The sequence below is a fragment of the Pusillimonas sp. ANT_WB101 genome (assembly GCF_008369125.1).
Taxonomy (GTDB): Bacteria; Pseudomonadota; Gammaproteobacteria; order Burkholderiales; family Burkholderiaceae_B; genus Allopusillimonas.
Genome location: NZ_VOAY01000002.1, coordinates 435,627 through 454,659 on the forward strand (window position 1 = coordinate 435,627; position 19,033 = coordinate 454,659).

The 19,033-nt window shown below is 54.4% G+C and carries 15 protein-coding genes and 1 pseudogene; 6 read left to right on the plus strand and 10 right to left on the minus strand.

Going from position 1 to position 19,033, the window contains the following annotated elements:
• Positions 1-22: 22 nt before the first annotated feature.
• Positions 23-2,248, plus strand: a complete 2,226-nt coding sequence (locus FQ179_RS10960) for a PepSY domain-containing protein (protein ID WP_149397332.1) — start codon at positions 23-25, stop codon at positions 2,246-2,248.
• Complete coding sequence (locus FQ179_RS10965) at positions 2,232-3,212, plus strand: FAD:protein FMN transferase (protein WP_255474948.1); 981 nt, start codon at positions 2,232-2,234, stop codon at positions 3,210-3,212. The genes FQ179_RS10960 and FQ179_RS10965 overlap by 17 nt, the downstream gene beginning before the upstream one ends.
• Positions 3,213-3,349: 137 nt before the next feature.
• Here FQ179_RS10965 and FQ179_RS10970 read toward each other — a convergent pair whose 3' ends face one another.
• From FQ179_RS10970 to FQ179_RS11010, 9 genes and pseudogenes are all read right to left on the minus strand, one after another.
• A complete protein-coding gene (locus FQ179_RS10970) occupies positions 3,350-4,861 on the minus strand; it encodes an efflux transporter outer membrane subunit (RefSeq protein WP_370459870.1) in 1,512 nt (503 codons plus the stop codon).
• A gap of 103 nt (positions 4,862-4,964) precedes the next feature.
• On the minus strand, positions 4,965-5,675 hold the full coding sequence (locus FQ179_RS10975; RefSeq protein ID WP_149397333.1) for an ABC transporter ATP-binding protein: 711 nt from the start codon (positions 5,673-5,675) through the stop codon (positions 4,965-4,967).
• 1 nt (position 5,676) lies between these two features.
• A complete protein-coding gene (locus FQ179_RS10980; RefSeq protein ID WP_149397334.1) occupies positions 5,677-6,882 on the minus strand; it encodes an FtsX-like permease family protein in 1,206 nt (401 codons plus the stop codon).
• The gene (locus tag FQ179_RS10985) at positions 6,879-8,030 is read right to left on the minus strand and encodes an efflux RND transporter periplasmic adaptor subunit (RefSeq protein WP_149397335.1); all 1,152 of its coding nucleotides are present in this window, start codon (positions 8,028-8,030) and stop codon (positions 6,879-6,881) included. The genes FQ179_RS10980 and FQ179_RS10985 overlap by 4 nt, the downstream gene beginning before the upstream one ends.
• On the minus strand, positions 8,027-8,635 hold the full coding sequence (locus FQ179_RS10990) for a TetR/AcrR family transcriptional regulator (protein WP_149397336.1): 609 nt from the start codon (positions 8,633-8,635) through the stop codon (positions 8,027-8,029). The genes FQ179_RS10985 and FQ179_RS10990 overlap by 4 nt, the downstream gene beginning before the upstream one ends.
• A 236-nt stretch (positions 8,636-8,871) precedes the next feature.
• A pseudogene (locus FQ179_RS10995) lies at positions 8,872-9,105 on the minus strand (arsenical resistance protein ArsH); the annotation flags it as partial.
• Positions 9,106-9,248: 143 nt separating this feature from the next.
• Positions 9,249-10,820 (minus strand): phospholipase D family protein, encoded by a 1,572-nt coding sequence (locus FQ179_RS11000; RefSeq protein ID WP_149397337.1) that lies wholly within the window; start codon positions 10,818-10,820, stop codon positions 9,249-9,251.
• A 574-nt stretch (positions 10,821-11,394) separates the two neighbouring features.
• Positions 11,395-12,378: a tripartite tricarboxylate transporter substrate binding protein gene (locus tag FQ179_RS11005; RefSeq protein WP_149397338.1), complete on the minus strand. Its 984-nt coding sequence runs from the start codon at positions 12,376-12,378 to the stop codon at positions 11,395-11,397.
• Between the two features lie 53 nt (positions 12,379-12,431).
• Positions 12,432-13,109: a Sua5/YciO/YrdC/YwlC family protein gene (locus FQ179_RS11010; RefSeq protein WP_149397339.1), complete on the minus strand. Its 678-nt coding sequence runs from the start codon at positions 13,107-13,109 to the stop codon at positions 12,432-12,434.
• Positions 13,110-13,214: 105 nt separating this feature from the next.
• Here FQ179_RS11010 and FQ179_RS11015 point away from each other — a divergent pair, with 105 nt between their 5' ends.
• Positions 13,215-14,150 carry a LysR family transcriptional regulator gene (locus tag FQ179_RS11015; protein ID WP_149397340.1) on the plus strand — a complete coding sequence of 312 codons (936 nt, stop codon included), beginning with the start codon at positions 13,215-13,217 and terminating at the stop codon, positions 14,148-14,150.
• A 242-nt stretch (positions 14,151-14,392) separates the two neighbouring features.
• Here FQ179_RS11015 and FQ179_RS11020 read toward each other — a convergent pair whose 3' ends face one another.
• Positions 14,393-15,055 carry a GntR family transcriptional regulator gene (locus FQ179_RS11020; RefSeq protein WP_149397341.1) on the minus strand — a complete coding sequence of 221 codons (663 nt, stop codon included), beginning with the start codon at positions 15,053-15,055 and terminating at the stop codon, positions 14,393-14,395.
• A 417-nt stretch (positions 15,056-15,472) separates the two neighbouring features.
• Here FQ179_RS11020 and FQ179_RS11025 point away from each other — a divergent pair, with 417 nt between their 5' ends.
• Genes FQ179_RS11025 through FQ179_RS11035 form a run of 3 tightly spaced genes read left to right on the plus strand, consistent with a single transcriptional unit; the run spans position 15,473 to position 18,973 of the window.
• On the plus strand, positions 15,473-16,933 hold the full coding sequence (locus FQ179_RS11025; protein WP_188074584.1) for an amidase: 1,461 nt from the start codon (positions 15,473-15,475) through the stop codon (positions 16,931-16,933).
• Positions 16,926-18,122, plus strand: coding sequence for a CaiB/BaiF CoA-transferase family protein (locus tag FQ179_RS11030; protein ID WP_149397343.1), 1,197 nt, complete (start codon positions 16,926-16,928; stop codon positions 18,120-18,122). Before FQ179_RS11025 ends, FQ179_RS11030 begins: the two co-directional genes overlap by 8 nt.
• The gene (locus FQ179_RS11035; protein WP_149397344.1) at positions 18,122-18,973 is read left to right on the plus strand and encodes an enoyl-CoA hydratase; all 852 of its coding nucleotides are present in this window, start codon (positions 18,122-18,124) and stop codon (positions 18,971-18,973) included. Before FQ179_RS11030 ends, FQ179_RS11035 begins: the two co-directional genes overlap by 1 nt.
• Positions 18,974-19,033: the final 60 nt, after the last annotated feature.

A 19,033-nucleotide genomic window follows, 5' to 3' on the forward strand; every position in this document is an offset into this window, starting at 1 on the left:
CCCCACAAAGGAGATTTACATCATGTTGCGCCAGACTCACTCCCTGCCAGGCCTTATTGCTGCCCTATTGCTGGTGGTGCTGGCGATTACTGGTGTTGTGCTCTCGACCAGCCCGGTCCTTGAGAGACTAGGTGCGCCGGCAGCTGCCAATAACCAGACCAGCGTGGCCACATTGGCCGAACGGGTGGGGCAACACTACACCGGCGTGGAGCAGATACAACGCTCACCGTCGGGTGCGGTGATCGTGTATTACACCCAAAATGGTCAAAGTGATGCTGTTCAGGTTGACCCAAATAGCGGACAAGGCATCGCCCCCTATGCCGCGTCATCATTTACGCGCTGGATGAAAAACCTTCATCGCTCGTTCTTTCTGGACACCACCGGGCGAGCCGTGGCAGGGCTTGCCGCTGTCGTCATGCTGATTATGTGTTTATCGGGCGTTGCCTTGCTGATCAAACGCCAGGGTGGATGGCGACAATTGGCTCGCCCTCTGCGTGGCAATTTCAGTCAGCGCTGGCATGCTGAATTGGCACGTATCGTGGCGCTGGGGTTACTACTTTCTGCCCTCACTGGCATATACATGTCGGCAGTAACCTTTGGGCTGGTATCCGATGGCATTCAGGATGAGCCCAGCTTTCCTACCGAACTTGCGACGGGGCCAGCGCTGCCCATTGGCGCTATGCCCGCCCTGAAGGCTGTCGAACTGAATGACTTCCGTGAGCTTGTTTACCCGTCTCCCGGGCACCCCGAAGATGCTTATTCTTTACATACTGCGCAGGGTGACGGCTATATCGATCAGGCAACTGGCGCGTTGGTATCCTATCAGGCACACAATGGCACCCAAAAGGCCTACGAACTAATCTACAAACTGCATACGGGTCAAGGCCTGTGGTGGCTGGGCATCATTCTCGGCCTCTGTGCGCTGAGCGTGCCGTTTATGAGCATTACTGGGGTCGTAATCTGGTGGCAACGTCGCCGCGCCATACCCCGCCTTGCGGGCAACATAGACCCACAATCTGCAGACATTGTCATTCTGGTCGGTAGCGAAAACAACAGCACCTGGGGCTTTGCCCAAGCTTTGCACGATGCGCTGAGCCAGGCAGGAAAACGCGTGCATACCGCGCCCATGAACCAACTGGCCAGCCGTTACCGTCAGGCGCAACAACTGTTTATTTTGACGTCAACCTATGGCGACGGAGACGCACCCAGTTCAGCCAACCAGTTTATGGCACGCCTCGAGAAATTTTCAGGAGATCAAAAACCAGCATTTGCCGTTCTGGGTTTTGGCGACCGTCAGTTTCCTCAGTTTTGTCAGTTCGCCAAGCATGCACAAAACGGCCTGCTTGAGCACGGATGGAAAGCGCTGCTTGAACTGGAAACCATCGACCGGCAATCATCACAGGAATTCACCCGTTGGGGAAAGACCGTGGGCGCACTGCTTCAACTTGACCTGGTTCTAGACTATGTGCCCACGCCTCCACCAACGCAGCCGCTGGTATTGATCAGCCGTGTGGACTACGGCGAAGAAGTGCAGGCACCCACCAGTATTCTGCGATTTGGGCCCACCGCGCCTCAAAGCCGTGTGTCTACAATTCTTCGCAAACTCGGCATCAACGGCCTGCCGCGCTTTGAAGCGGGTGATCTGGTCGGCATTGTGCCACCGGGCAGCCCCGTGCCGCGCTTTTATTCGCTGGCCAGCGGTTCAAAAGATGAGTTCCTGGAAATCTGTGTACGCAAGCAAACGGGCGGACTTTGCTCAACCATGCTGCATGGATTGCATGTTGGCGAGCACGTAACTGCCTTTATCCAGCACAACCCCGATTTCCGCCCCGCGTCGGGTGAGCGCTCTGTCATCTTGATCGGCGCAGGCACGGGCATTGGCCCCTTGGCTGGGTTCATACGCAACAACACAGACAAGCACCCTATGTATCTGTATTGGGGAGGACGCGATCCTGCTTCTGATTTCCTCTACGAACCGGAGCTCGACAACTACCTAGCCGATCGCCGCCTGACCCAACTGAGCGCCGCCTTCTCGCGTATTAAAAAGGGTGGTTATGTACAGGATCGTGTTCTGAGCGATGCAACGCAGATACGCCAATTGATAGAAAGCGGTGCACAGATCCTCGTGTGCGGCAGCCGTGCCATGGCTGCCAGCATTATGCAGGCCATTAATGAGATCCTCGCCCCTATGGGTCTGGACGTTCAAACCCTCAAACTACAGGGACGCTATCGTGAAGACGTTTTCTAATGTGCCCGACCTATCGGCAGACACCTTGCAACGCTACAGCCTGCACGGCGAAACTATGGGCACCCGATACAGCGCCGTGTTTTATGCCGCAGCAGGCCTCGATGAGGCTTGCGTCAACGCCAGGCTATTTGCAGCGGTAGACGCTGTGGACAGGCAGATGTCCAACTGGAAGCCAGACTCTGATCTGAACCGCTTGAACAGCGCGCCTGAAAACGAATGGCTGACTATGCCAAAAGAACTATTCACCGTACTCGAGACTGCCCTTCTGGTCAGTCGACAGTCGCAAGGGGCGTTCGACATCGGCGTGGGGAGTATGGTGCAGGCATGGGGCTTTGGGCCCGGTAAAGGGCACACCGATACACATCAAATTAACTCGTTGCGGAGTAATGTTCACCGTCCCGCCACCAACGTTCTGGAGTTAGCGCCTGAACGACTTCAGGCTCGCAAACGAGCGGCCATCACACTGGATCTCTCGGGCATCGCCAAAGGTTACGGCGTCGATCAACTTGGCCGCTGCCTTGAGCGCCTTGGCATCACCTGTTATCTGGTGGGTATTGACGGCGAGGTGCGCGCACGCGGTATGAAACCCGATGGCAACCCGTGGTCTGTAGCCATAGAAAAGCCGGTCCGCCATATTCGTGAAGTAATGGGTGTCATGACGCTTTCCGACGCAGCCATAGCAACCTCGGGCGACTATCGCCATTGGGTTGAGCATGAGGGCAAGTCGTACACGCACACCATGAACAGTGCGCTGCAAGAACCCGTCTCAAACCGGCTCGCTGCCGTCTCTGTGGTTGCATCAAACTGCATGCTGGCAGACGCCTGGGCCACGGCCTTGCTGGTGCTGGGTGAAGAGGCGGGCGTTAAAATGGCGCAGGAACGGGGTATGGATGCCGTATTCGTCCTCCACGATAAAGACGGCTTTAAGGACATAGCCATCGCCGACGGCAAAATCGAACAATAGCCGGCCAATCTGTGTTGGATCTAGCATCATTGGGGTGGAGGGCACAGTAATACATTGCCAACAGCACACAAGATGCCCTGTATTTTCCTCGCTCCAGTCCTGCAACTGAGACAGTCACCACACTAAGGGTGCTTCTCTCATCGTGTCGTCGATTCAACTGCCTCGTCCGCCCCACCCCCTAACGCCTGATACAAAGCCACGCTGTCGGCCAGGCGCTGTGCCTGTGCTGCAGCCAGGCTAATCTGCACCTTTTGCGCCTGTTGCTGCGCAATGAGCAATGCAAGGTAGCTGGTGGCACCCAACTGATATTGTCGTTGTGCCGAATTCAGGGAAGCTTGTGCGGCGGCATTGGCAGCGGCAAGCGCCTTTAACGTTTGCGCATCGTTTTCCACTGCGCGCAAGGTGTCAGCCACATCGCGTAAAGACTCCAGCACCACACTTTGATAATTGGCAGCAGCGGCATCAAATGCAGCGAGCGCAGCACGCTTTTCAGCGGGCAGCCCTGGATTGAACAAGGGTTGGGTGAGCTGACCAATCAGACTCCATACAGCTGAACCCGCACCGAACAGGGCCCCCGTGGTCAACGCCTGAGAACCAATATTAGCGCTTAGATTTAGCTGTGGGTACAGGTTGGCAACTGCCACGCCATAGTCAGCATTGGCGGCATGCAGCAAGGCCTCAGCCGCCTGAATATCTGGCCGACGCCGCACCAGTTCTGACGGCACGATCAACGGCAGCTCGGCAGGCAGCGTGAAATCACTCAGCACAAACGCCGGAATGCCGCCCGCACCGGGAGAGCGCCCGGCCAGCACTGACAGCAGATGTTCGGTTTGTTGAAGCTGCTTGCGCAGGGCTGGCAATTCGGCGCGGGTTTGTTCTGCCTCGGTTTGCAGGTTTGACACCTCATCGGGCGTGGCCTGACCGAGTCGCACACGCGTACGGGCCATCCGCAGTTGTTCATCTTGCGCATTCAAAATCGCAGACGTGGTTTCCATTTGCGCGGCAAGTCGCGCACGGGTGATGGCGGCGGTGGCAATATTTCCAGCCAGGGTAAGGCGCGCAGCGTTCAGTTCATAGCGACGGTAGTCGGTACGGGCGGCAAGGGCTTCGAGTGCGCGACGGTTGCCGCCAGCCAGATCAAAGTTGTAATGCACACCGACGCTGGCGTTATACAGGCTAAATTGGCGTGTATCTCCGCTTAATCCCTGGCCGCTGGGGCTGGTTTGCTGGCGCTGCCCCGCCAGCGCCGCGTCCACCTGGGGATATAACGTCGAGCCTTCACGCGCAGCAAAACGCTCTTGTGCCTCGCGCAAATTGGCGCTAACTGCCGCCAGCGTAGGGCTAGCCTTAAACGCGTCGTCAATCAACTGATTGAGTGCAGAAGAACCCAGACTACGCCACCACTGCGCTTCGATTGACGTTACGTCTACCAGACGTTGCTCTTGGCCCAATTGCGTAGGCGCGGACACGGTTTGGCTTGCCACAGATGCCGGCGTGTACTGCACCACCTCGGGAGCAGCCGGGCGTTGAAAGTCAGGCCCTGCTGCACAGCCCGCCAAACCCACTGCCACCATACCTGCCAGCAGTAACGATGTGGCAGGTCGGCGCGCCGGCCTGACTGCATGATTGGATAGTTTGGCGTGCTTAATGGAAACACCCTGCGAAAGAGGTTCATTCATCCTGAGGGCTATGTCTGAACAGGTGCCAGCGTTGCTGCGGATCATGTCACGCTCCTGAAATCCCTTGGCTGTATCATTCGAAACCCAACCCTTGGCCAACTTCTTCGTGGGTAACACCGTCGCGGATGTGATAAATACGCTTGAAGGTAGGAATGATTTTTTCATCGTGAGTCACCACAATGACGGCGGTCTGATACTTGCGTGCCATTTCGTTAAGAATGCGTATAACGGCCATAGCGCGTTCAGAATCCAGCGGCGCCGTGGGCTCGTCGGCCAGAATCACCGGTGGGCGGTTCACCAGGCCACGAGCAATGGCTACCCTTTGCTGCTCCCCACCAGAAAGCTGCGAAGGCATGGCACGTGCACGGTGTTGCACATCAAGTGCAGTAAGTAGCTCCAGCGCCTTGGCCCGCGATTCTGTATTGTTTACGCCGGCCAGCATCGGCAGCAACGCCACGTTGTCAGTAACATCAAGAAAAGGGATTAAATACGGTGCCTGAAACACAAACCCAATCTTGTCGCGCCTTAGCGCACGCAGATCACGCACCTTCCAGCCATCGTCATAGATAACGTCGTCACCCAGCGTCATGCGACCGCCCGTCGGGTCAGTGACGGCGCCCAGACATTTAAGCAACGTGCTTTTGCCCGACCCTGAAGGGCCAATCAAACCCACTACTTCGCCCGGTGCTACCAGCATGTCCACACTCTTTAAAGCGTCTACAGCCGTGTCGCCCTGGCCGTAACGCTTGCGCACGCCTTCGATGCGAATTCCTCGACCACTCATCTCAACCTCCAATGGCTTCAGCCGGATCGACCTTGAGCGCCATGCGTATGGCGACCAGGCTGGCCAGTACACAAATCAAAAGAACGGCAAAGAAACCGGCGATGGAATCGACTGGCATCAGCAATACGTACTTGGGAAATATGGGCGCGGAGAAGGTCGCGGTGATTTTGCCGACCACGAAACCGATAACGCCCAGGGCAAGTGCCTGCTGCATAATCATGGCCGCAATGGTTCGATTGCGCGTGCCGATAAGCTTTAGCACCGCGATCTCGCGTATTTTGTCCATGGTGAGCGAGTAGATGATGAAGGCAACAATAGCCGCGCTCACGATGGCCAGGATCACTAGAAACATGCCTATTTGCCTGGCCGAAGTGGCGATAAGCTTGCCAACAAGAATGCCCTCCATTTCAGCCCGGGTATAAACGGTTAAACGCTTCCAGCGTCGTATAGATTGGGCCACGTCATCGGGGTCATGGCTTGGCTGTAGCGTGACCAATACTGCGTTAACAAATGCATTAGTGCTTTGCGAGGCAATCACGGCCTCGAGCAAACCTGGCACACCGGGTCGATTGAAGGCCGGGTTGGCCTCAGTGCGGCGTCGGCTGCGCCAGATGGCGTCGTTGTCTTTGAGAAACTGCGCCTCTTGCGCGTCCTTGAGCGGAATAAACACCATAGGATCGCCGCTGGTCGACACCATGCGTCGGGTCAAACCTACAATGGTGTACTGATTGCGGCGTATGACTATACGCTCGCCCAGCTTGAAGCCGGCCGCGATGTCAGCCACAGCCTCGTAGTGGCCTCGCGTGATCTGACGACCCGCAACGAGATACGGCGGCCAGCCAGGGGTCGCCCCCAATTGGCCAGGTGCAATGCCAACAATCATGGCCCGCACGTCGTTGTCGCCCTTGCGCACCTGCATGGTCAGGTACGTAATATTTGCGGCCTGGGCCACGCCCGGCATGGCCAGAACAGTGCGATACACATCATCGTTTACGCTTGAAGGCTCAGCGTAAGGGCCCAATGTGTCTTGCTGCACCACCCAGAGGTCGGCCCCACTGTTGTCGAGCAAGGCCTTGCCGTCATCCACCATGCCGCGGTACACCCCCGCCATAACCAGTGTGACGCCAATCAGCAGGCCCAGGCCAATGCCCGTAAAGACAAACTTTCCCCATGAATGCAGTATGTCGCGCCCAGCCAGGCTAATCATTGTGGCACTCCTGATATGCGGTCAACGACATTGAAGCGGCTTCGGCTTGTGAGTGTTTGTTCGCTATAGAGCACGATCTGGTCGCCCACCGCGAGGCCTTCACGCACTTGCACCAGGCCATTTAAGTCGGTCGCACCGAGTTTGACCGGCACAAAATGCAAGTTGCCATCGGCAATACGCCAGACACCGATCTTGTCGCCGTCACGCTGCACGGCTGCATTGGCAATAACAGGCGTAGCGGGCAAAGCCGGAAGATCAACCGTAACTTCAGCCAACTCTCCTATAGGCGGCAAGGGCTCGGGCGGAGCGTCAAACACCACCTTGGCCAGCATCTCTTCAGTGACCGCATCAGCCTTGGGCTCCACACGCAGCACTCTGCCCTTCAAAGTTTGGCCATCACGCGAGCGCAGCACAATGTGCGCCGGCAGATCACCTGCCAACCCAGAGGCACTAATTTGGTCAAAACGTACGTTGACCCAAAGACTTTTGGGATCAATGATTTCTACCACGGCCTGCCCGGCGACTATCGTCGTTCCCGGGTCGGCATCCCGCAGCGCCACCACACCATCCACCGGCGCGATCAGGCGCATGCTGTTTCGCTGCGCCGTCACCCCATCACGATCAGCGCGCGTGCGGACGAGATCTTCTCTTGCGGCCGAAAGCGTCGCTTCAGCAACACTCAACTCTTGACGCTTGGTAGAGAGGGTTTCCTCGCTGGTCGATCGGGCATCGAAAAGCTTCTTATAGCGGCTGGCCTGGCTGAGGGCATAGGTGTGACGCGCCTCTACCTCTCGCAATACGGCCTGCGCCCGTTTGAGGGCAGAATCCAGTGAACGCACACGGTCATCGAGGTCGATCGGGTCCATTTCACCGAGCACCTGCCCAGCGCTAACCTGATCCCCTACATGTACATCAAGACTTTTGACACGGCCGGCAAATGTTGGCCCAATTTTGTAGGTATAGCGTGCCTCGACCGTACCGATGCCGAACAGCGCGGGCTGCAGTGCGCGCGACTCAACGTTCGCAACGGTGACGGCCACGGGCGCGAGCGGCCCCGACCGAAAGCCCACATAGATGAACAACACAAGCAACGGCACGATGACAGCCAAAAGGGCCAGTGTGCGTCCTTGCAAGGGAAGTTTTTTCATTGCGCGCTCTCGATGCCGCGCCTATAGATGGCAAACACCTTGGGCGCGTCGCGGCGAATGCGTTCCACGTCGCCCGCTAGCAGCGACTGCATGATCAAGCCCTGAATAGTTCCAATGAACAGCGTGGCCGCTGCCTCGTTATCCAGTGATGGGGATAGCTCTCCATTTTCTTTGCCGCTGTCAAGAAGTCGACTCAGACGCTCGCCGTAGCGTTTGATCAACGCCTGCACCACGATTTTGGCGGGCGTGGGCTCTGCACGCTGAAGCTCTCCAAACATCATTCTGGGAACCCCGGGATGCTCAGCCACGAATGCAATATGACTCATGAACATGGCCTCCATGGCTGCCAGAGGCGATTCAATACCTTTTACAGAGCGATCGATTCGGGCCAGAAGGCGGTCGGCCACCCACTCCATCACGGCCTGCCAGATGGCCTCTTTATTTGGAAAGTGCCGGAACAGCGCCCCTTGCGTCAGATTCATGTGCTTGGCAATTGCCGCTGTGGTGATCTCGCTGGGGTTTTGTGTACCAGCAAGCGCCACGACAGACTCGACAGTCACTGCACGACGTTCGTCGGCGGGAAGATGTTTTGAATGTGTGTCCACGGTCTGCCTTTATGAAAGATAGTAATTGATTACTATCTTAAGACTGAAAGGTAAACTTAACAAGTGTTATCTAGGACATATCGAAATAGACGATGAGAACAATACCGAAAAGCGATGGAGGTGCCTGAGGCCCATCACGAACGATTCATCATAATCATTTAGTCGTCACGGGCACTGACAACATGGCAGCAGAAGTCGAAAACACTGGCTGCATAAGCCTCATCTTGCCGCCTTAGCTATTCACCCTCGCCATCACCCGCATCACTAGCTACATCAGCCGCTTCGTGACGCATTGCTGCCGCAATAAGCGTTGAGCTAACTTGGGGCGCTGCTTCTTTGCGTTCGCTGTAGCGGTCGGTCAGGTAGTCTGAACGGTCACGAATTAGCAGGGTGAACTTGCACAGTTCTTCCATAACGTCGACGACCCTGTCGTAATAGGCTGAGGGCTTCATGCGACCATGCTCGTCAAACACTGCCTCTACAACGTTGGGTAAGGCTGTTTTCATTACGTCATTCTCTTGCTATCAAATTTCATTACACGATGTTCATTGCAGCAATTGTCGGCCAAGTAGACCATAAGGCCAGCCTTCGTCTGGTACAGCGCATCTACCCACTAAAGCAACCACTCCACCGGCAATAAAGACAGGACCTCCACCAAGGTGCGACGCCAGAGACCAGCGCCGGGTTCGCTGTCATAGCGCAGCACCTGCCCGTCCTTCTGCTCCAGCCAATAGACATCACCGCTCTCGGACAGCCGCACTTCATAGGCTGTAGAAGGCACTTTCTCGAGGAAGATTTCGCTGATCTTCTTCGCCAGAACAGGGCTGTCGATGACAAAACCCAGTTCAGTGTTTAGCTTTGCGGATCTCGGATCAAAATTGAATGAGCCAATAAACACACGGGAGTCATCAACCGAGAATGTTTTGGCATGCAAGCTTGACCCCGAGCTGCCGAACATGCTGCTGCGCTGCCGCCCGCCCTCTTCCGAAGGAAGGCGTCGCAACTCGTAAAGCTTGACGCCCGCTTCTAGCAGCGGTTTACGCCGCTTTGCATACCCTGCATGCACAGCCGCCACGTCAGTGGCTTCGAGCGAATTGGTCAGTATTCTGACTTTTACACCTCGGCCTGCCATCTGAACAAAGCCCTCAACGCCCGCCTTGGTGGGCACAAAATACGCAGACACCAGGTCAGCGCTGGATTTGGGTTCGCCCAGAATACGTTTCATATCGTAGGCCATCAACTGATCGGGCGGTAGATCTTCCAGGCCCTTCGCCGGGTCATCACTGACCATTTGAGTTTTAGCCCAATCCAGATCAATATCGCCGCTGTGCAAATGGCTGACCAAACTGGATTCTTTCAGGGCCTTGATATAGGCGGCGGCCTCGGGTTTGCTTCTGTACGCATCGGCTCGAGCCTGCAGCTTCTCCAGCGCTTTCTCGTCTGGCTTTTCTAACAAGAGATCAACGGGGTACGCCGACTCACTGCGCCAGTACTTGTCGAAATCGGCAGAGACGTCTCGCACTACAGGGCCCACAGCCAACACGTCAAGATCAGAAAACAGCACATCATGCGTGGCACCAAAGTATTCGTCACCGACGTTTCTGCCCCCGATAATAGTGGCCATGTTGTCGGAGGTGAAAGACTTGTTGTGCATGCGCCGATTAACGCGCGAAAAATCGGTAATGTAAGACAACCACCGAGGAGAACGCGGCACAAAGGGATTGAAAACCCGCACCTCGATATTGGCATGCATGTTCAACGCCGCAAGCGTGGGGTCCAGCCCTGACGTGTCGTTGTCGTCAAGCAATAGCCTTACCCGGATACCGCGATCAGCGGCAGTGCGCAGCGCATCGAACATTAATGTGCCGGTCAGGTCGTCATGCCAAATATAGTATTGAATATCGAGCGTGCGCTCGGCCGAAGCCGCGAGCAGTGCCCTTACCGCAAAAGCCTCGTGCGGATCATTGAGGGGGTAAATGCCACTTTGGTCAGGGTGCTTGGCCTCGAGCGCCGTGATGGTGCGCCCCAGTTTTGTTTCTTGGGCTTCCTGCTGCGACAGAGCGGTAGAAACGGTGCGATCTGTAAGCGCAGGCAAAGGGCTGCACCCGGCAACCACCAGCGTTATGCATACGACAAGCAGCGAGCGCCCGATGTGTCGATTTGCCCAATGTGGGAGTATTTTCATGTTGCCGCACAGCACCGTAACAGGAAGGAGAATAGATTACCTGATATTGGTCGGGACAGCATGGTTAACAAGGCGCTCAGGAAGGATCAGATACGTAGCAGTGGCGTCTGCGCACAATATCGCTAGTTCCCCCCTTAGAACTGTATCGATGCGACACTACGAATCTCATCTGGGATGTTCCACATAATGGCAGACGAACGCTCCGCGGGGCTCTACGGCCGCAAAAAACAGGCCCATGGGCTATTAGGAAAAATTTCTTAAGTTACCCCTTCGCACGAAGTTTCTTGCCAGACTGAAATTCAATCTCGCCCCCCATTATGGAAGGACTTGTGAAACTGTGGGCATCTGTCCAAAGTGATTGATAGACGCGCACAGTATGCCGATCTTCCGAAAATGGCATAAAAAAGTTGTATTGCCACACGTGTCTGAGAAGTGTCGACTTTAACTGTGCGTCACTAAGATGTGCTATCAGCAGTGTTCCATAGCGAACGAGTCCTATTCCGTGAGCAATGTCAAGCACATTAAAATTCTCCAGCGCCGCTATTGTCTGCGTGTCAGGTGGCCGGATGAACGTTTAGTCAATTGTCTGGATATTCGCGTCTGCAATCGTTTGGCCACTCGACTCAACGTCGTTAACTAACATTTCGTGAAGCTGCTCAGGTGTACCAGATTGTGTTTCGTAGCCCTGACGCCTTAATGTCTCGCGTAAGTCAGCGGATTTAAGTGCCTCATTGAGCGCAGCATTTAGTGTGTTAACGATCTCAGCGGGAGTTTTGGCAGGCACGAATAACCCGTACCACAGGTTGGCTGAATAACCCTCGACGCCGGCCTCTGCAACTGTTGGCACATCCGGCATCAAGTTAGTGCGGTTCGTGGTCGCAACACCCAATGCAGTTAACCGACCCGCCTCTATGTAAGACGCCACCGACGCCAGAGTAAGTACGCTTGCCTGAGTATGATTACCGACGAGATCAGTGATTGCGGGCCCGCCCCCTTTATATTGCACTTGGGTTAGATTGGCCCCCGTCTTTTTGTTGAATAAGGCCATCGCTAAATGGTGAGGCGTGCCTGCCCCAGGCGTGCTCCAATTCAATGTGCCTGGATTCGCGTGCGATTTATCGATGAGCTCCCGAACTGATTTAATACCCGTGCTCGGATTCACCACGAGAACTAGCGGTGCTGTGGCGATCAACCCCACTGAATCAAGATCTTTGATAGTATCAAACGACAACGTTTTGTATAGCGAGGCATTGATGGACAGTGTATTCGAGCCGAACAATAGTGTGTAACCATCGGGTTTCGACTCAACAACTCTCGCTGCGCCTATATTGCCTCCGGCGCCTGCCTTGTTCTCAATGATGACAGGCTGGCCCAGCACTTCAGCCAGTTTGGGGGCAATAGTGCGAGCTAGAATGTCTGTTCCACCACCTGGCGAGAACGGCACAATAAGATGCACGGGCTTATCCGGAAAGGTTGCGGCGCTTGCCGACAGTGACACACCTATTGATATTGTTGCGGACGCGAAAATAACTGACACTGACTGAGTTAGCTTATACATGGTTTGTCTCCTTTTTTTATAGGGCGTTGTGAGAATAATCCGTCACATCGCATCTAAACCGCTTCCGGCAGTTGCACATTGAAATGTCGCGCCAGTACGTCTGCAATCAGCTCATAGCACGATCCTACTCGAACCACTTCCAGCGTCTCGAAGTTAATCAATGTCGCGGAACGCTGGTACTTGTGAAACTTCCGTAGGCCATAGTCAACAACCACATCCGCTAATGCAAGCAATTCTTGTGGGATATCTTCAACTCGGAACTTGGTTCCAGTATTGGTGAAGTTGCACGATGAGCCAAAAATTGGAAAACTCTCAGCGCGACTAAGCTTACAGATCTCAGCATGGAATGGACCCGCGTTAATTAGCATGGCTATCGTGCCTTCTTTGGTGCTGCCCGTAACTGCGGCCGGATCCAGGGCTTTGATTAATAAATGCTCGGAACGATAAGGCGCGATACAGCCCAACGGAAGATCATAATCCTCCACGATCGCCGACACCATTTCCCGCCCGCGTGAGTCAAGCATGTGCACATCGTTGTGGATTTGCATATCTCCCACCATAGCGTTCAACTTTGTGGGAGCTCGCTGTTTGGTTTCGAAAATGCGCTGAAGTGAGCCGGCGGACCCCCCTGCTATGGTGTAGCCAACGTCGTTGGGAAACACCGTAATACCACCACTCTTCAATGCGTCGAACGCTCGTCTAGCATCCGCCGGAATATTTAAAACAGACATGTGTTCCTCTTCTCGATTGTTGTGGTGATTATGTATCAAGAGTAAGATCCCCGGAACAATAAGACAATTTGATTCTTCCTATGCATCAATCTGATTAATGAATACATGAATATCACGCTCAGACAACTTCGTGCGGCAATGGCGGTAGCACATCACCTAAGCTTCCGAAGAGCGGCAATGTCAATCCATGTGTCTCAGCCAGCGCTTTCTAGTACTATTTCAGAGCTTGAGAAAACTCTCGGTATCTCGCTATTTGATCGAACGTCACGCTCCGTCGTGCTTACAGACTCGGGCGCAGCCTTTTTGCAAGGTGCTGCACGCATTCTGGAAGACGTGGATCGGTTAATGCTAGATACGACAAGTCTTGTGCAATCAAGGCGAGGGCGTGTCATCGTATCGAGTGTCTCGTCAATAGCAGGCAGGGTCATGTCAAAAGCGATGCAGCTGTGCACACAAAAACACCCAGCGCTGGAAGTCATAGTAAAAGATGATGTGGCTACACAGGTATTGTCATCAGTGCGCGCTGGCGAGGCGGATTTTGCTGTGACGGTCAAGCCTAGTACGCTTGATGCAGACATGCTGTTTGAGCCTTGCATGGAAGACCCTTTTTTTGTTGTGTGTACACGCGACCATGCAATAGCGCAAATGCAGAGCATAACTTGGAGGCAGCTGGAAGGGGAGACATTGATCGCATTATCCACAACAAGCGGGATGCATCAGATCGTCCACGACGAACTACTCCGAAAACGTATTGCGGTTTTTAAATCGATTCCAGTTTCGCACCTATCTACAGTGCATGGCATGTTAGAAGCAGGACTTGGCATTAGCGTATTGCCCTGTCTTGCCTTGCCGGTAAAAGATCACCCCACCCTGATTTCAGTGCCGTTAATAAAGCCTCAACTTACCCGAACCTTAGGAATCTACCGTCGACGCGACCGATCACTTTCGCCAGCCGCACAGGGGTTGGTGGAAATCATAAACATCGTGCTGAGTCAATGGCATACATTAGATAAAACACAGTCGCCCAGTACAGTGACCTAACATAGCTTTTAGCATTGCGTCTGGCGTCTATCTTCTTGCATCGGATTGCTTCAAAACACGTTCGGCATTAATGCGTCAAACAGGTGCTGAGCCGAATTAACTCATTGGGATAGTCATTTTTTAATCGGATCTTTCTACCAAGCGGAAGAAACTGCTCTCTAACGCCTTCTCGACGATGCGGTTCCTGAATATTTCGTTTGAATTTTCCACGATCATCCAAAAAAAGACGTCGCATTGAACCGCTAAGTATTAATGAGCGAACTAGGCAGGTTGATGATGAAGTCGGTCAGTCCGCGCGCGCCTTGATCCAGGCTAATGTGCTCCATCATCTTCTCGTGTGCACGCTTTGGATCCCGCGCCTTTATGGCCTCCAAAAGTTCGCCATGCTGCTCCTGTGATGAATGTAACCGCCCCAATGCGCTAAAGGCGTGCTGTAGATAGCCGCCGGTTCTGGCGCGGAGACGCAAAATCTCCTGCCGCAAGTAGGGGTTGCGTGAGCCTTGATAAAGAACATCGTGGAACGCATGATTAACAGCCCGCCATCCTTCTACATCATCGTTGTCGACAACCAACTGTGCCTGCACGTGTACCTCTTCCAGTTTTTCTATCTCTTGCTCAGTCATTCTCTCGCAAGCCAAGCGCGCGCATACACCTTCTATTTCGCACAGCAGCTCCCAAATGGCTAGCAACTGGCGAACATCCATTTTTGCCACGACCATTCCTTGCCTAGGCTGGCTGATGAGCATGCTTTGTGCCTCAAGCTGTAGAAGGGCTTCGCGTACAGGAGTACGTGAGGCCCCAAATTTTTGGGCAACGGCATTTTCGTCAATGATATCCCCTGGAAGCAAATGCCCCATGCGGATATCCTCTTCAATGCTCTGTCGTATACGTTCGCTGATCTTCATGGGTAGTGATTATAAAGTGGGCGCATTATTAAGCCTGAAACGAGAGCTACACAACCGAAGCCGTGTCATATTTCCTATATATACGGACATTTGAACGCATCAGTCTCACTCAATGCCTAAAGCAAAATTAAGCAGATAAAAAATACCATGATAGGTGAATACCCTAGACAATTTTAAATTTGATTGTATTCTTAATGGCAATTATATATAAATACAGCATCGCAAAATATAATGAACCACGCTGATGCAAAAAAAAGATCAAGGATGCAGTCCCTCTTCGCCCACAGCCGAGCGCGCTGCCTTGGTTCACCTCCTCGATACCCAGCATATTCAAGTTAGCGAGCCGGAACTAGCCTCGCTCGCCAAGACTTTGAAGCGGCTTTCGCCCGCCACAGAGATATGCCCGGAGGCAACCTCGTGATTTTGTCGCTTCCCACTACTCTGGTCGAATTACGCCGCCAGATCGTGGATGATGAAGTGTCGATCGCCCAAGCCTTAGCTACACAGCGGTCTTTGCTTGATCTTGACCCCACACACTGGCACAGCATTGTCGACACCCTGGACGAGTCTTCTGTTGAGCCTGTCCACTCAGGCTCCTTGACCGGCGTAGGCTTGGCGCACAAAGATATTTTCATCATAGATTCACATAGGCCTCACTGTGGCGCCAAAGCGGATCATCTTTCACTGCCGACGGCCCCATCTAGCCCCCTTTTTCAACGGCTGAAACAATGTGGAGCAAGCGTCTTAGCTACGCTGACGATGGCAGAATATGCCAGCGGCGTAACAGGCGAAAACCCCGGCACACCCCTACCTCAGAACCCGCTCTTTCCGGGTGCGATGGTGGGTGGCTCGTCCAGTGGCTCAGCCGTCGCAGTAGCGGCCGGCTTGTGCTACGCCTCACTGGGCACTGACACGGCCGGGTCGGTTCGCATTCCTGCTGCCAGCTGCGGGATATTGGGTTTAAAACCCACACGAGGCCTATTGTCTACCGAAGGCTGTTATCCGTTGGCCCCGACACTTGATACCGTCGGAATACTTGCCCGCTCCGCACGCGACGCGGCGCAGGTTCTAGCGGCAACCCTCACAGAAAGCGAGCGCCACGCCTATTTGCCTGGCTTTCGGCTTACCGACTCTTCTCTGCAGAGTTCAAGATGGCACGAAATTCTTTCGCAAGATTTGGAGCTACCCGCCCTCACACGCATTGCTTACTGTGTAACCCATAACAGCCCACACGTTCAGCTTCATGATGACCAGCGGCAGGTCATCGAGCACTATCTTAATGAGCTGTCTGAATCTGTTTCTTCTGTGGCTCCGGCCAAGCTCGATGGCATGAGTGAATGGGTTCGTCTTGCCAACGTTGTCATGCATGTCGAAGCCGCAACCACGCACTTCAAAGCTTTGCAGTCCGGCGCAGGCATCAATCACATCACACGAGCGACAGCACTGCCAGGCACAGTCATCCCTGCACCTTGGTATGCCTCCGCCTTACGCCATGCGCCAACGCACCAGGCCAAATTCCTGGAAACACATTTACAGAACCACGACATACTGCTTACGCCGGTTTTCCCAGAAGGAGTACCCGATTGGGAAGACGTTATTACCGACTCAGAGAGGTTCAAGCCGCAAATGCTGCTTGGGCTGTTCAGCTGGACATCGTTCGTCAATTATTTGGGTCTTCCGGCCGTGGTGTTTCCCATCGGACGAGACGCTCGCAACCGACCAGTCAGTATCCAGGCCATAGGGCGCCCACATTCTGAACAAGTACTTCTAGCTTTGGCCCACCAACATGAAAGGCAGCACTATGGCGAAGCAGGCTTTGTCACCGCGCCGCCAGCCCTTTGCCACAACCTAATTAGTCGAGACCAGCAACATGCCTAGCATTCATGCCTCAAATGCCCTACAACCTTTTCGCGTTCTGGATCTTTCCAGAGTGAGGGCTGGCCCGACCTGTGTACGGATTCTGGCCGACTTTGGTGCAGACGTTATTCGCATCGAACCCCCGAAAGGTGTTGATCCCAATGAGGCGATGTTTGCAGCAGATCGCTGGAGCGGCGATTTTCAGAACCTGAACCGAAACAAACGTTCGCTCACTCTAAATCTCAAAAAGCCTGAAGGCAAAGAAATATTGCTTAAGTTAGTTAGGGATGCGGATGTAGTTGTGGAGAACTGGCGTCCAAACGTAAAAAACCGTCTAGGCCTAGACTATGAATCGCTGGCGGCGATTAATCCACGCATCATTCTCGCCAGTATCTCAGGGTTCGGTCAGACCGGACCATACGTCGACCGCCCTGGTTTCGATCAGATTCTCCAAGGCATGGGCGGACTAATGTCCGTCACCGGAATTCCAGGACAAGGGCCCGTCAGGGCTGGTCTGGCGGTCGCCGATTCGAGTACAGGTCTGTATGCCGCCATCGGTATCCTGACCGCGCTCATCGAGCGCCAGCAATCGGGCAAAGGACAATGGGTTCACGCATCGTTGTTGCACTCGCAAATTGCCATGATGGATTTCCAGGCAGCGCGCTACCTGAATGACGGCGACATACCCATTCAGGTGGGCAATAACCACCCCACCAGCAGCCCTATGGGTCTGTTCGCCGCGTCCGACGGCAACTTCAACCTTGGTGCATCGGGCGAAGGCAACTGGATACGCTTTTGCAATGTACTAGGCAAAACCGAATGGCTGAGCGAACCCGAGTTCGCGGATGAAAAACTGCGAGTAAAGCATCGGGCACGTCTGAACGGGCTGATTCAAGATGTTTTCTCTACTCAGACCGTTGACCATTGGGTTGAGCAGTTGAATAACGCGGGCGTCCCAGCAGGCCCCGTGTACACCGTGCCCCAAGTGTTTGAAGATCCGCAGGTCAAGCACCTCGGTGTGGCGAAAACGCTGTCTGCGTGGGAAGGCGGCGAACGCCAGTTCATTACCCAGCCAGTCACCCTCACACGCACGCCGGCTCATCTTGAGCGGTCAGCGCCTGGCTGGGGCGAGCATACCGAAGAAATCCTGAGCGACTTGGGTTACGACGACCAGGGCATTCGCCGCCTGTACAAAGATGGGACCGTGTAATGACAAACACTCGAGATAGTACTGACGTCGGGCAGACAGATAACCCCGTCACCAAGCATTTGCGTGGCGAAATCCGATATGAGTTGGACGAAGCAACCGCCGTGGTCAACATCGTGATTTCTAACGCAAGTCGCTACAACGCAATGTCGCTGTCCATGTGGCGCGCCCTGCGCTTGTGGGTTGAACGCGCCGATCAGGATCCGAAAGCCCAAGTCATTGTGCTGCGCGGCGAGGGTTCTAAGGCTTTTGTGTCTGGCGCCGACATATCCGAATTCTCTGCGCTTCGACACACACCAGCACAGGTGCTGGAATATGAAGAGGCAGTAACTGGTGCTCAGCAGTCACTGATCCACTGCAGTAAACCCGTCATTGCTGCAATCCGCGGTGTCTGTATGGGCGGCGGCATTGGGCTTGCATTGTCTTGCGACCTGCGCTATTGCGCCCATTCATCGCGATTTCGCATGCCTGCAGCCAAAATGGGGCTGGGCTATGAGCGGAATGCCATCAAGCGAGCCGTAGACATATTGGGCGCAGCCCGCACTACCGATATCTTCTTTACGGCCAGAACTTTCAACGGTCAGGAGGCTGAACGCATCGGAATGGTTCACGACGCCTACCCAGACGACGAGTTCGATGACAGAGTGTCAGCGCTTGCGCAAACCATTGCAGGCAACGCGCCGTTAACGCTGAAAGCGGCGAAGCTCGCTATCCGTTCCGCTATCGAAGAGTCAACAACAAGCCTCAAAAACACGGCCGATCAGGCAGTACAGGCATGCTTCGACAGCCAGGACTATCAAGAAGGACAGCATGCTTTCAAAGAGAAACGAAGACCGAAGTTCACGGGTCGTTGACCACCACCTCAATCGCAGCGCCCCCACCCAGAGCCTAACCGCTCCCCCTCTTAGGAGAAA

Coding starts and splice junctions, on each gene's coding strand:
- FQ179_RS10960 (WP_149397332.1), top strand. CDS start 23: ATGTTGCGCCAGACTCACTCCCTGCCAGGCCTTATTGCTGCCCTATTG.
- FQ179_RS10975 (WP_149397333.1), bottom strand. CDS start 5,675: ATGAGTGGTCGAGGAATTCGCATCGAAGGCGTGCGCAAGCGTTACGGC.
- FQ179_RS10980 (WP_149397334.1), bottom strand. CDS start 6,882: ATGATTAGCCTGGCTGGGCGCGACATACTGCATTCATGGGGAAAGTTT.
- FQ179_RS10985 (WP_149397335.1), bottom strand. CDS start 8,030: ATGAAAAAACTTCCCTTGCAAGGACGCACACTGGCCCTTTTGGCTGTC.
- FQ179_RS11000 (WP_149397337.1), bottom strand. CDS start 10,820: ATGAAAATACTCCCACATTGGGCAAATCGACACATCGGGCGCTCGCTG.
- FQ179_RS11005 (WP_149397338.1), bottom strand. CDS start 12,378: ATGTATAAGCTAACTCAGTCAGTGTCAGTTATTTTCGCGTCCGCAACA.
- FQ179_RS11010 (WP_149397339.1), bottom strand. CDS start 13,109: ATGTCTGTTTTAAATATTCCGGCGGATGCTAGACGAGCGTTCGACGCA.
- FQ179_RS11015 (WP_149397340.1), top strand. CDS start 13,215: ATGAATATCACGCTCAGACAACTTCGTGCGGCAATGGCGGTAGCACAT.
- FQ179_RS11020 (WP_149397341.1), bottom strand. CDS start 15,055: ATGAAGATCAGCGAACGTATACGACAGAGCATTGAAGAGGATATCCGC.
- FQ179_RS11030 (WP_149397343.1), top strand. CDS start 16,926: ATGCCTAGCATTCATGCCTCAAATGCCCTACAACCTTTTCGCGTTCTG.
- FQ179_RS11035 (WP_149397344.1), top strand. CDS start 18,122: ATGACAAACACTCGAGATAGTACTGACGTCGGGCAGACAGATAACCCC.